The organism is Pseudomonas sp. FW305-7 (assembly GCF_058786735.1).
The window spans coordinates 85769-98316 of sequence record NZ_JBYSZA010000010.1; the positions used below are offsets into that span (position 1 = coordinate 85769).

Annotated in this window: 10 protein-coding genes and 1 tRNA gene; 7 read left to right on the forward strand and 4 right to left on the reverse strand. The window is 56.6% G+C overall.

The features are described from left to right. Nucleotides 1-58: 58 nt before the first annotated feature. Complete coding sequence (gabP, locus tag AC3WMT_RS14480; RefSeq protein ID WP_103304178.1) at nt 59-1450, reverse strand: GABA permease; 1392 nt, start codon at nt 1448-1450, stop codon at nt 59-61. 552 nt (nt 1451-2002) lie between these two features. Here gabP and AC3WMT_RS14485 point away from each other — a divergent pair. From AC3WMT_RS14485 to AC3WMT_RS14515, 7 genes are all read left to right on the forward strand, one after another. Then, a complete protein-coding gene (locus AC3WMT_RS14485) occupies nt 2003-2776 on the forward strand; it encodes an ABC transporter ATP-binding protein (RefSeq protein WP_103304177.1) in 774 nt (257 codons plus the stop codon). 13 nt (nt 2777-2789) lie between these two features. After that, nucleotides 2790-3539, forward strand: a complete 750-nt coding sequence (locus tag AC3WMT_RS14490; RefSeq protein WP_103304176.1) for an ABC transporter substrate-binding protein — start codon at nt 2790-2792, stop codon at nt 3537-3539. Between the two features lie 75 nt (nt 3540-3614). Continuing rightward, the gene (locus AC3WMT_RS14495) at nt 3615-4307 is read left to right on the forward strand and encodes an ABC transporter permease (RefSeq protein WP_095047149.1); all 693 of its coding nucleotides are present in this window, start codon (nt 3615-3617) and stop codon (nt 4305-4307) included. After that, the gene (locus AC3WMT_RS14500; RefSeq protein WP_099757735.1) at nt 4307-4996 is read left to right on the forward strand and encodes an ABC transporter permease; all 690 of its coding nucleotides are present in this window, start codon (nt 4307-4309) and stop codon (nt 4994-4996) included. The genes AC3WMT_RS14495 and AC3WMT_RS14500 overlap by 1 nt, the downstream gene beginning before the upstream one ends. After that, nucleotides 4977-6212 carry a methyltransferase gene (locus AC3WMT_RS14505; protein ID WP_103304175.1) on the forward strand — a complete coding sequence of 412 codons (1236 nt, stop codon included), beginning with the start codon at nt 4977-4979 and terminating at the stop codon, nt 6210-6212. Before AC3WMT_RS14500 ends, AC3WMT_RS14505 begins: the two co-directional genes overlap by 20 nt. Before the next feature lie 418 nt (nt 6213-6630). After that, nucleotides 6631-6706, forward strand: a tRNA-Thr gene (locus AC3WMT_RS14510). A gap of 131 nt (nt 6707-6837) precedes the next feature. Then, nucleotides 6838-10185 (forward strand): DEAD/DEAH box helicase, encoded by a 3348-nt coding sequence (locus AC3WMT_RS14515; RefSeq protein ID WP_158249174.1) that lies wholly within the window; start codon nt 6838-6840, stop codon nt 10183-10185. A gap of 149 nt (nt 10186-10334) precedes the next feature. Here AC3WMT_RS14515 and AC3WMT_RS14520 read toward each other — a convergent pair whose 3' ends face one another. The 3 genes from AC3WMT_RS14520 to AC3WMT_RS14530 all read right to left on the reverse strand — a co-directional run bounded on the left by AC3WMT_RS14520 (nt 10335) and on the right by AC3WMT_RS14530 (nt 12241). Next, the gene (locus tag AC3WMT_RS14520) at nt 10335-11015 is read right to left on the reverse strand and encodes an RES family NAD+ phosphorylase (protein WP_103304173.1); all 681 of its coding nucleotides are present in this window, start codon (nt 11013-11015) and stop codon (nt 10335-10337) included. Further along, a complete protein-coding gene (locus AC3WMT_RS14525; RefSeq protein WP_103304172.1) occupies nt 11012-11422 on the reverse strand; it encodes an MbcA/ParS/Xre antitoxin family protein in 411 nt (136 codons plus the stop codon). Before AC3WMT_RS14525 ends, AC3WMT_RS14520 begins: the two co-directional genes overlap by 4 nt. A 309-nt stretch (nt 11423-11731) precedes the next feature. Then, entirely contained in the window at nt 11732-12241 is a 510-nt protein-coding gene (locus tag AC3WMT_RS14530; protein ID WP_158249173.1) for a PBECR2 nuclease fold domain-containing protein, read from the reverse strand. Between the last annotated feature and the right edge of the window lie 307 nt (nt 12242-12548).

The following is a 12548-nucleotide window of genomic DNA, read 5'->3' on the forward strand; positions in this document are numbered from 1 at the left end:
AAACAAAAACGGCCGCTCGTCATCACTGACAGCGGCCGTTTGCATTACGTGTTACGGATCAGTTCAGCACCACCGCACCACTTTTTTCCAGCTTGCGGCGGCGCGCCACCAGCAGACCGGCTGCGACGACCAGCAGACTCAGCAGGCCGGTCGCGAGGATTTCCACGCGGTGGGCTTCCTGGAACAGCATGATGGTCAGGGCCGCGATGATGAAGATGATCACCGCGTAGGTCAGGCCCGGGAACAGCCACATGCTGAAGACGATTTTCTCGCCGCGAGCCACGCGCTGTTTGCGCATACGCAGTTGCGAGAAGGCGATCACCAGGTACACCAGCAGCGCGATGGCGCCGGAGCTGGCCAGCAGGAATTCGAACACGGCGGCCGGAGCCACGTAGTTGGCGAATGTGCACAGGAACGCCGCACCAGTAGACAGCATCACCGCCCAGTAAGGCGTACCGCTTTTGTTCACGCGAGTCGCCATGGCCGGTGCATCACCGCGTTTGCCCAGGGAGAACAGCATGCGCGACGAGGTGTAGAGCGCCGAGTTCAGGCAGCTGGTTACAGCGACCAGCACCACGATATCAACGATCATCTTGGCGTTAGGGATGCCCATGCGCTCAAGCACGGTCTGGTAGGAACCAAGGTTGGCCAGCGTAGGATCGTTCCACGGCACCAGCGCCACAACGATGAAGATCGATACAAGGTAGAACAAGCCGATCCGCCAGATCACCGAGTTGGTGGCCTTGGAGATTTGCTTGCCCGGGTTTTTCGATTCCGCGGCCGCGATGGTCACGATTTCGGTACCCATGAACGAGAACATGGTGGTCAGGATCGCGCCCAACACCGCGCCCATGCCGTTTGGCAGGAAGCCTTGCGTGTCGAACAGGTGCGAAACACCGCTGACCTGGCTGTTCGGCAGGAAGCCGAAGATCGCTGCCAGACCGAGGATGATGAAGCCAATGATCGCCAACACTTTGATCAGGGCAAACCAGAATTCGAACTCGCCGTAATTCTTCACACTGAACAGGTTGGTCACGGTCAGCAACATGGTGATGATCAGAGCGAAAGCCCAGATACCCACATCGGGGAACCACGCGTGCAGGATGGTCGCGGCGGCGTTGGCTTCCAATGGAATCACCAATACCCAGAACCACCAATACAACCAGCCGATGGTGAAACCGGCCCAGTGCCCGATGGCACGGTCGGCATAAGTCGAGAACGAACCGGTGTCCGGCGAAGCAACCGCCATTTCGCCGAGCATGCGCATCACCAGCACCACCAGGGTACCGGCAGCGGCGTAGGCCAGCAGCACGGCAGGGCCGGCGGCAGCGATGGCGTGGCCGGAGCCAACGAACAGACCTGCGCCGATAACACCGGCGATCGACAGCATGGTCACATGACGCGGTTTGAGCCCTTGTTCAAGGCCATTGGAGCTTGGGGTACTGCTCATCGGAACTACCTTTGCGAGGAAAGCGATTGCGTCCGTCCCGTCTGGTTTTCCTTCTCGTAAAAAGAAACCAACGGGGCGTTCCAGATTCTGCACGCAATAATTGCGCCAAAATGTTTCAAACTCTTCTGGCCTGCGGGTTCCGGCGCGACCGGACAGTCATCGCAAGTCCTTGGATTTAATGGCATTACGCCAGAGCGTTACCCTGCGACTCACTTTTCAAACGATCGGGCGCACCAGAAACACACTGAAAAAGTGTGGGATGCACAATAAAAGGGCGATTCAGGAACGTTCGGCCGGATAGCGCTTCCAACACCCCGCCAAAGCTGGCAACATCGCGCCTTTTTTTACGCGACACCCACGGGATTGCACGATCAAACACCCGTTCGGTTGTTGATGGGGCGACAGTCAGCTGTGCTGATGCGACAACCTGCCACATGCCATCCGTTTACCGCTCGTAGCGCTGTTGGCTGCCATTGAAACGCTATGCTAGCGTGGCCGCCTCGCCAGGAAGGCCACCCAACAGCTGGAGCGCAACATATATGAGGAACGCACATGGCTGAGGCCACGCCCGCGCTTGAAATCCGCAACTTGCACAAACGCTACGGAAAGCTTGAGGTGCTCAAAGGCATTTCGCTGACCGCCCGTGACGGCGATGTGATCTCGATCCTGGGTTCCTCCGGTTCCGGCAAGTCCACGTTCCTGCGTTGCATCAACCTGCTGGAAAACCCGCATCAGGGCCAGATTCTGGTGGCCGGCGAAGAACTCAAGCTCAAGGCCGCCAAAAATGGCGAACTGGTTGCCGCCGACGGCAAACAGATCAACCGCCTGCGTTCCGAAATTGGTTTTGTGTTTCAAAACTTTAATCTGTGGCCGCACATGAGCATCCTCGACAACATCATCGAGGCACCGCGCCGTGTGCTCGGCCAGAGCAAGGCCGAAGCCATCGAAGTCGCCGAAGCGCTGCTGGCCAAGGTCGGCATCGCCGACAAGCGCCACGCCTACCCGGCGCAATTGTCCGGTGGCCAGCAACAACGTGCAGCGATTGCCCGCACGCTGGCCATGCAACCGAAGGTGATCCTGTTCGACGAACCCACCTCCGCGCTTGACCCGGAAATGGTTCAGGAAGTACTTAGTGTCATCCGCGCATTGGCCGAAGAAGGCCGCACCATGCTGCTTGTGACCCACGAAATGGGTTTCGCCCGTCAGGTCTCCAGCGAAGTGGTGTTCCTTCATCAGGGCCTTATAGAAGAGCAAGGATCGCCACAGCAGGTGTTCGAAAACCCGCTTTCGGCGCGCTGCAAACAATTCATGTCCAGCAACCGCTAACGGAGCAACATGCATGCAGAACTATAAAAAGGTCTTCCTGGCTGCGGCCGTCACCCTGGCGTTCAGCGCCGGTGCCATGGCCGAAACCCTGAAGATGGGCATCGAAGCGGCTTACCCGCCGTTCAACAACAAAGATGCCAGCGGCCAGGTTGTCGGCTTTGACAAAGACATCGGCGACGCCCTGTGCGCCAAGATGAAAGTCGAGTGCACCGTGGTCACCTCCGACTGGGACGGCATCATCCCGGCCCTGAACGCGAAGAAATTCGACTTCCTGATCTCCTCGCTGTCGATCACCGACGAGCGCAAAGGCGCGGTGGACTTCACCGACCCGTACTACTCGAACAAGCTGCAATTCATCGCCCCGAAAAACGTCGACTTCAAAACCGACAAGGACTCGCTCAAAGGCAAGGCCATCGGTACGCAGCGCGCCACGCTGGCGGGCACCTGGCTTGATGACACCTACGGTAGCGATGTCAACGTCAAACTCTACGACACTCAGGAAAACGCCTACCTCGACCTGACTTCCGGTCGTGTCGACGCGATCCTCGCCGACAAGTACGCCAACTACGACTGGCTGAAAAGCGACGCTGGCAAGAACTACGAGTTCAAAGGCGACCCGGTCGTGGAAAGCGACAAGATCGGCATCGCTGTGCGCAAGGGTGACCCTCTGCGTGAGAAGCTGAACGCCGCCCTGAAGGAAATCGTCGCCGACGGTACCTACAAGAAGATCAACGACAAGTACTTCCCGTTCAGCATCTACTGATCCTGACCTGTGGGACTGGCGCCATGCGATGGCGCCGGCTCCCGACTTTGCCTGCCGCAATTTGAACAGAAATCCATGATTATCGACCTCTACGGATTCGGCCCGGCCCTCGCTGCCGGCGCGCTGATGACCGTGCAACTGGCTCTCACGGCCCTGTGCCTGGGACTGGTGCTCGGCCTGCTCGGCGCCTTGGCCAAGACTTCCCCGTACAAGCCGCTGCAATGGCTTGGCGAAACCTACTCGACCATCGTACGTGGTGTGCCGGAACTGCTTTGGGTTCTGCTGATCTACCTCGGCACCGTCAAGACGATGAATGCCATTGGCGAATACTTTGGCAATCCAGACCTGGCGCTAAGCCCCTTTGTGGCGGGCGTAACCGCACTCGGGCTGTGCTTCGGCGCCTATGCCACGGAGGTATTTCGTGGCGCCATCCTGGCCATTCCGAAAGGACACCGTGAGGCCGGTCAGGCCTTGGGCCTGTCGAAATGGCGGATCTTCACCCGGTTGATCATGCCGCAGATGTGGCGTATCGCCCTTCCAGGCCTTGGCAACCTGTTCATGATCCTGATGAAAGACACCGCTCTGGTGTCGGTCATCGGCCTGGAAGAAATCATGCGCAATGCGCAGAACGCCGTGACCTTTGCCAAGCATCCATTCACCTTCTATCTGGTCGCAGCCGTCATGTATCTGGGCCTGACCATACTGGCGATGGCCACCATGCACTTCATGGAAAAACGCGCCGCCCGTGGCTTCGTGAGGACGACGTAATGGAATGGGAAGTCATCTATAAGTGGCTGCCGAAGTTCTTTCAGGGCGCGGTCCTGACACTCGAACTGGTGGGCATCGCCGTTATTCTCGGGTTGTTGCTGGCGATCCCTCTGGGCATCGCGCGCTCCTCCAAGCTCTGGTTTGTTCGCGCATTTCCTTACGCTTACATCTTTTTCTTTCGTGGCACTCCGTTGCTCGTGCAACTGTTTCTGGTCTACTACGGCCTGGCTCAGTTCGACGCCGTACGCGACAGTTTCATGTGGCCGTATTTGCGAGAACCCTTCTGGTGCGCCGTCGCCACGATGACCCTGCATACCGCTGCCTATATCGCCGAGATCCTGCGTGGCGCCATTCAAGCGATCCCGCCTGGGGAGATCGAAGCCGCACGCGCACTGGGCATGTCCAAGGCCAAGGCTTTGTTCTATATCGTCCTGCCCCGCGCCGCGCGCATCGGCCTGCCGGCCTACAGCAACGAAGTCATCCTGATGTTGAAGGCCAGTTCTCTGGCGAGCACGGTGACCTTGCTCGAACTCACCGGCATTACCCGCACGATCATTGCCCGCAACTACCTCACCGTGGATATGTTCTTCACCGCAGGCGTCATTTACCTGCTGATGTCGTTTGTTCTCGTTCAGGCATTCAAACAGCTGGAGCGATGGTTGCGCGTCGATGCCTGCCAAGGGCGTTGACTCCTCCTGCGTGCTGACGGGCGAGGACTTACTCGCCCGCTTCACCGCGCTGGACACTTTTTTGATTGAGCATCAGGCGCTGTGGAAACCTCGTCCGTTCACTCATCGTTCTCTTGCCTGGGAAGCGTCCTACCCGGAGTTGGCCTTGTGGCTACGCGGGCGCACTCTGGAAGACGCAGAAAACGCTCACAACCAACCTGCTGATCTTGTGGATGCGCCGGAGCCGTTTGCTTCGTTGGCGACGCTGTCGGCTGAGCTGAGCGCGGTCGGTGAGTTGCCGAGGCATGCGCTGAAAGCTGCCGAGCATCGCTTGAATGTCGACGTACCGGGACGCAAGTGGCAGCAGATCGAGGCGTTTGCCAGCCGTTTGGCTTTCGCCTCGCAACCGACGCACTGGCTGGACTGGTGCTCCGGCAAGGGCCACCTGGGCCGGCGGTTGTTGAGTGATGGCCAACAGCTGACCTGCGTTGAATACGATCCGGCATTGGTCGCCAGCGGTCAGGCGTTGAGTCAGCGCCATCATTTACATGCGCTGCATGTCGAGCAGGATGTGTTGGCAGCGAATGCTTCAGGTGTATTGAACGCAGCCCACACACCCGTCGCCCTCCACGCCTGCGGCGATTTGCATGTACGCCTGATGCAACTGGCCGGCGCGGCCGGTTGCCAACAAATGGCAATCGCGCCTTGCTGCTACAACCGCATCAGCCGCAGCGAATATCAGCCAGTGTCCTCGGTCGGATCGAGATCGTTCCTACACCTCTCGGTGGAAGATCTGGCCCTGCCGATGAGCGAAACCGTTACCGCAGGTGCACGGGTCCGTCGGCAGCGCGATACCTCGATGGCCCGTCGTTTAGCTTTCGATCTGCTGCAACGACAGCTGCGCGGTGTCGACCAATACTTGCCGACGCCATCGCTACCCAGCGCCTGGCTGGACAAACCATTCGCTGATTACTGCCGCGATCTGGCAGCGCTCAAAGAGTTATCCACAGTCGGCTCGCAAGATTGGCCAGCGCTGGAAGCAGCCGGATGGCTGCGGTTGGCCGAAGTTCGCAACCTGGAGTTATTGCGAGGATTATTCCGACGACCGCTGGAGCTTTGGCTGAATCTGGACCGCGCACTTTTCCTCGTCGAGCTGGGATACGTCGTACGTCTTGGCACCTTCTGCGATACGCCGCTGACTCCGCGTAATTTCATGTTGTTGGCCGAGCGCGTTTAAATTCGCACAACCTGTGGATAACTCTGTTGATGGAATTTCAGTGGATCCAATATCCGCGCCTGTTTCGAGGCTTTAGCACAGCTGGTCATTTTTTGTTCATATAGATAAAAAACCTGAAAAACAGGGATTTGCGAACAAAATGAGAACCGCTCCGCAAATTCATGCCAATGCGAGCAATCCAGTCGATCCGTTGTGCATAAGCTCCCAATCAAAAGGACATAAACCGCTTATGCGCGACATATTTGATCAAGAAAAACGCACCCTCTTCCCTTAGGCGCCAGACTGTTGAAGCTCCTGTTTTCAAGGGCCAAAACGCAGAGACAGCCTCTTCACCGAACCTGATCCAGCACCTGCATAAAAATAGTCTGAATTCAGGGGTTTACAGAACCAACCCAATCGCTATAATCGTCGCCCACACGCCGGTATAGCTCAGTTGGTAGAGCAACTGACTTGTAATCAGTAGGTCCCGGGTTCGACTCCTGGTGCCGGCACCATACAAAACAAAGCCCTTGCAGAAATGCAGGGGCTTTGTTGTTTCTGGAACGTCCACATTAAGCGTGCTGACTGCGGTCAAAGCATCCGTTGTAAACTGCGCGCTCGAACAAGGACTTTCGGGAATAAGTACGTGACCCCCCTCGCTCAAGCAACAACCCTCGCAATTCTGGATTACTGGCATAAGGTCGAATTCTTCATCCCCTACGGATTGGAGCAATATCTTGATGATCTTGAAGAATGGCAATCCACGACCCTTCGGCGTAACAACCTTGAACAAACTGATGCTGACTGGCTCAGCATCGACGTAGCCGAAGAAAAAACTGTTACCGGCTATAACCTTTTTCTTGGCATCTTCGACAAATCGCAAATCAGTCGTATCTGTGAAAGCGTATTGCCTCCTCCACAAACGGCTTCGACCGATGAAGGCGGCTTTGAAAATGAAGAGCGGACAGAGCTTGAGGGCATGACCTGCTTCGCCAAGTTGCCTCTGGATAGAGCAGGCAACCCGGTCATCGACGCAATTTCCATTTCCACAACGCCCTGGGCGCTTGGTCAAACGCTGTCCAGCGGACTCCAGTCCCTGAGCCATGACGCGTTCAATTCGGCACGAGAGGACCTCATACAAAGACTGCGTAACTTCATGAGCAGTCGTGGCACTTTCGCGGGCCAAAGCATGCAAGCCCACGAGGTGGTGAAGCTTCAGACTCTGCTCTGCGATTGGGCCGGCTTCACCCCTGACGACGCGCAACCCATTGCAGTGCTAACCGCGAAAGTAAAACCCCTCAACGGCTCATCTTCTGAAAAGATTGTCCCGGACGAGTCAGAAAAGGATGACGAAGAAGATGTGCTTGAGGAACTGGATATCCTCAACAGCTTTTATATCCGCGATATCGAACGCGCCATTGAAGGCGTCAGCAGCGGCACCATTCCACCAACGCTGGCGCAGTTCCTGAGTGCACTGCCCGCGATCAATCGAATAGACCTGTACAGCGAAGACGGCTGCACGGCGATCCTGAATGCACTGCGTCCACGTTTTCTCAACCGTGGACACTGGTTGGCGGAAGCTGATCAATCGATGAGCCTGATGCAACAGTTTGCGCTCAACCAGATTCGCCAAGAAACCCAAAACGACGGCCTCTTTGCCGTCAACGGCCCGCCAGGCACAGGCAAGACGACACTGTTGCGCGATCTGTTTGCCGACAACATCGTCCAGCGCGCTCGGATACTGGCGGGGCTGGCGAAAGCGGATGATGCGTTTGTCAAAAACTCCAGCCGGGTTCGGTTCAAAGGAAACTCGAACACGGTCACATTGCGTCCACTGATTGACGCACTGACCGGGTTCGAAATGGTGGTAGCGTCGACAAACAATGCTGCGGTCGAAAATATCTCCGTCGACCTGGTCAAGCGCAAAGCATTGGGTGAACACTGGCGTCACTGCGGTTATCTGCAACCCGTGGCACACAATATTGCGGTGAAAGAAGGCAAGGGCGGCGCAACTTCTCCTCAGGGAGATCAGATGCCCTGGGGGTTGATCAGTTGTGCACTGGGCAACTCCCGTAATCGACGCCTCTTTAATGAGCGCTTCAGCATGTTCTCGCTTAAGACCAAGAGCAGTGAGCAACCAAAACGGTTCTGGGATTGGCTCAAAGAACCTAACCCGGTGAACTTCAGCGACGCTCGCGAGCTCTTTCACCAGGCCGATAAAGCCGTCGAGGCCGCCTTGACCGAACGTGAGCGACTGGCCGAATTGCTCGACATCGTTGGCCAAGGCACTGAAGCCGATTATCTCGCTTCATCGGTCGCCCTTATTCAAGAGGCGAAAGCACACGTCGATGTCATCTCTGCTGCGCTGACCATTAAACAGCACGAAGTGCGTACCCTGCAGCAGACACTACAACAGCTGATTCTGGAGCAGCAGTTGATTGATCGCTCATCTCCCGGTTTCTGGGCGCGCCTGTTCCGCACTCAGGAAGCGAAGGCGTACGTTCAACAACGCAAATCCAACGCTCTGAATCAGCTCAGCACTCATCAAGGGATCACGGCGCTACAGGGCAAGGTGACGAAACATACCGACGAATTAAACGAAGCAACCCGTGATCTAGAGAACGAGAAACAGAAACTGAGCTTGTTGACGCAGCAATGGCGCAATTGGTGCTCGGAACATGACCAACTCCGTACTCGGTTACGTGTACCTCGCTTGCCCACTCGAGCGCTGGACCTAGTCAGTGATGAGCAATTGCAGATCGAAGGGCTATGGCACGACGAAGAGCTGGCGCAGCTGCGCTCAGCACTGTTCGCCGCTGCGTTGCAGCTTCAGCAAGCGTGGGTACATGAGACCGCACAAAAGGGTGGTGCGCTGGGAGCCAACCTGGTTGCTGTAAACAAAGTGCTTTCCAATCAAGTGCCGGAAGATCCGAAGCATACGCTGCAAATCTGGCAAAACCTGTTCATGGTCGTGCCCGTCGTTTCCAGTACGTTCGCGTCTTTCGCCAATCAGTTTCGCGGCTTAGGCCCAGGCTCGCTGGGCTGGGTATTTATCGATGAGGCCGGACAGGCTGTCCCACAAGCAGCGGTCGGCGCACTTTGGCGCGCCAAGCGGTGCGTCGTGGTGGGGGATCCGTTGCAAATTGAACCGGTATTTACCCTGCCAACCCCCCTTATTGATGCGCTGGGAAAGCTCCATCCAGTAACAGCCGACAATGCTTACGCCCCCCATTGTGTTTCCGTGCAGCGCCTGGCCGACCAGGCTAATCGGTTCGGCGCCTATGCCTCTTTCATGGACGAGAACATCTGGATCGGAAGCCCCCTGCGCGTACACCGTCGTTGTCATGAACCGATGTTCTCGCTCGCCAATCGCATCGCCTACGACAACAAAATGGTCTACGGCCTGCGAACCCGCGTGCCCATGGCTGCACCTTTGATTGATCTTGCAAGTGGATGGGTCGACATTCGGGGCGCCGTTGAACGCAAGCAATCGGTGCCAGAACAGATCGAGTTCATGATCAAGGTCATTGTGTCGCTCTTCCAACGTGACCGCGTACTGCCCGAGCTTTATGTGATCTCGCCGTTCAAGGCTATTCGTCAGGCCCTGCGTGAACAGATCATGCAAGTCGAGTGGCAACCTTCAGTGCCAAAGCGTGATGAGTTGAAACACTGGATCAAGCGCAGCATCGGCACCGTCCATACGTTTCAAGGCAAGGAAGAAAAAACTGTGTTTATGGTGTTGGGGACCGACCCCGAAAACGCTGGAGGAGCCCAGTGGGCTTCGTCAAAACCAAACCTGATCAATGTGGCGCTGACGCGTGCCCAGCATCGCGTGTACCTGGTAGGCGATGTGGATCTCTGGGGAACTTTGCCCTACTTCAAGGAGGCATCCCGGGGTGACACTACCCTGCCGCGTTGGAAGCGCGCAGACTTTGCCGTTATTGCACAAAAGATAAAACCCGACAAAACAGGCAGAAAAACGCCCTCGCTGTAACGCGAGAAGCTTCAGGTATGTGGACTCCACGGACCGGCCCTCTGCACACCGACAACGTGCAGGGTTTGCCGGTCACAACCAGCATTATCCGGCGGCGCGAAAGACCCGGATGCAGCGCAATGTACCTTCCTGCGCAAAAACTCTGCATTTCAAACCTGACTGATCTCAAACACAAACGAAATCCTGCGCTGGCTCGCACTCCACACATAACGCAGATGATTGCCCTGCTTCGGTATCGACACTGCCGGCGGACGGAACGCGGCGACACATTCGTGGCCCGGCAGGCGGACGCTGTTGTAGAGCAGTCCCCAGGATTCAGATTCGCGCAGTTGTCGGGCAAACGACTGGGATGGGCCATAGGCGTCTGGATCGGGTTGATGTAAGTCGGGGAAGTCGTGACGAACATCATGCAGCGGTTTAACCACGCGATTGACGTAGGTACGCATGGTCAATTCAAGATCCGCCTCGTTGGTGGCCGCGAGGAAACGCTCCTGGTGATAGCAGGTTTCAGCGATGGCGGCAGTCTGGCTGCTGGCGGCGTAGTAGACGCCGAAAGTGCCATCGGTGAAACGGCTGCTTTTGCCAATGTGGGTAAAAGCCGCCATCACCGGCGTCGAACCGGGGCCGGAGAGTCGGTCTTCGGGGCGCACGCGGGCGAGCACGCCGGCCTGTTCGATCAAGCGGTCATTGGTCAGCGCTTCCAGCGCGTAGGCGAGTTCCAGGTCTTCGGGGTCGAGCACATCTTCAAACAGCGCAATCGGCGGGAAGCTGCTGTTGACGATCCGATAAGCCTTGGGCCATTGCGGTTCGGCCAGCGGCGGGGCCTTCACCCGCGCACCCCGTCGAGGTAACGGCGCACGTCGGCGATGTCGACCACCCTCCCCGCCAGCATGTAATCCAGTGCCGTTCGGCCATTGAATGGCGCAGCCGTGTTGGGGCTGCTGACCCATGTGTAGGCGCGCTCGCGACTGTTGCTGAAGATAATGCTCAACGCCTTGTGAATGCCCATCAGGTACGAGATACGCTCCAGCGTGTCGTGTGGCAGGCGAATGTTCGGCGGCAGGTGTTTGTACTTGTAGAACGTGGTGTTGCCGACGCCACCCAGCAACGTGCGTTGCTGCTCGGCGTTGCAGCCCCAACGCTCCATGAGATTGAAGAAGAACTTCAACGCAACGCGCCCGGCTTCCGGAACGTCGAGTTGTTCACGCGGGGTGAGGGCTTGAGTTGAGGTAGGCATGTTTATCCTTCGTAGCTGTAACGCAACTTGAGCGTAGTACAAATATGAATATTTTCCATTGAATTATTCGTATACGAATAAAGCCACTCAAAACTTCAGATTGACACTGCAATATTCCGTGGCAGAGAATCTGGCCAAGAGCGCGAAACCGACTGCCTTCAGGTGGCGATAGTCGGCGTTAGGAACCCCGTTGATGACCTGAAAATCAGCGCTCGGGTGAGACCTCTTCTCCCCCTGCTTGAGGGAGCAAAATATCAAGCGACATTAATGTGAAGGGCAGCCTGAGAAGGCTGCCCTTTTTTGTTTGCGCTATCGGTAACGTCGATACAGCAGCCCACCATGCCGATGCTTGTTCAGGCTTTTCTTGTCACAGTTCATGAAATTCAAGAGTACGTTGCCGTGCTCAACATGTATCACCACCAGCATCTGGTATCTCGCGTTGTAAGCACCGATGAAGGAAAGTCGAAATGAGGCATCATCGTAGGAAACCCGCCATATCTCTAATGGTCTCGTCAGGGTATCGCGGGCAAATTCGGTGAACCGCTCACGGGCATTCGGACGCTTTTCCACCGTATGAAGTAAATTTTCACGCTTCACCAAAATCGGTACATAAGGTGTTTCGATCAGAACAGCATCCAGCCCCTGATCAAGTCCGAAGCCGCTGGCAACTTGCTCCCACGCGGCATTGAGGCTTGATGCACCCGGAAGCTCTCTAACCGCAGAAATCAGAAGCCCGGGTTCAATATCCCGAATATCCGGCAAGCCCAGATCTTTCCAGTTTTTTTGGTCGGGTAACGCCCTGCTCCCCTGCAAACTCATGGCATCGACTCGCTAGCTTCGCGGATGCCGGCATTGCCTGGATATCCATGGCCTAGGACTAAAAGTCCCGAAAATAACTGCCCGATATTTCAGCCACTTGTGCGTTGGCGGTAAATCAGCCCATTCGCTTTGTTCTATAGGAGGCTTCCGCCAGCGGTGAAAACCGGTGGCTTAGCGGTGTGGGAAACAACTCGAAATGATGTAGTCCCGAGACATATAAAATTGCCCGACTCGTCCGAGTCGGGCACTTTTTTTGACCCCAATCACCCCCACGTCACCAAAAACCCCGATCCTTTGTCAGCCTCCA

Bases quoted from the DNA above. Each gene is read 5' to 3' on its own strand.
- gabP (WP_103304178.1), bottom strand. From the start codon at position 1,450: ATGAGCAGTACCCCAAGCTCCAATGGCCTTGAACAAGGGCTCAAACCG.
- AC3WMT_RS14485 (WP_103304177.1), top strand. From the start codon at position 2,003: ATGGCTGAGGCCACGCCCGCGCTTGAAATCCGCAACTTGCACAAACGC.
- AC3WMT_RS14490 (WP_103304176.1), top strand. From the start codon at position 2,790: ATGCAGAACTATAAAAAGGTCTTCCTGGCTGCGGCCGTCACCCTGGCG.
- AC3WMT_RS14495 (WP_095047149.1), top strand. From the start codon at position 3,615: ATGATTATCGACCTCTACGGATTCGGCCCGGCCCTCGCTGCCGGCGCG.
- AC3WMT_RS14500 (WP_099757735.1), top strand. From the start codon at position 4,307: ATGGAATGGGAAGTCATCTATAAGTGGCTGCCGAAGTTCTTTCAGGGC.
- AC3WMT_RS14505 (WP_103304175.1), top strand. From the start codon at position 4,977: ATGCCTGCCAAGGGCGTTGACTCCTCCTGCGTGCTGACGGGCGAGGAC.
- AC3WMT_RS14525 (WP_103304172.1), bottom strand. From the start codon at position 11,422: ATGCCTACCTCAACTCAAGCCCTCACCCCGCGTGAACAACTCGACGTT.
- AC3WMT_RS14530 (WP_158249173.1), bottom strand. From the start codon at position 12,241: ATGAGTTTGCAGGGGAGCAGGGCGTTACCCGACCAAAAAAACTGGAAA.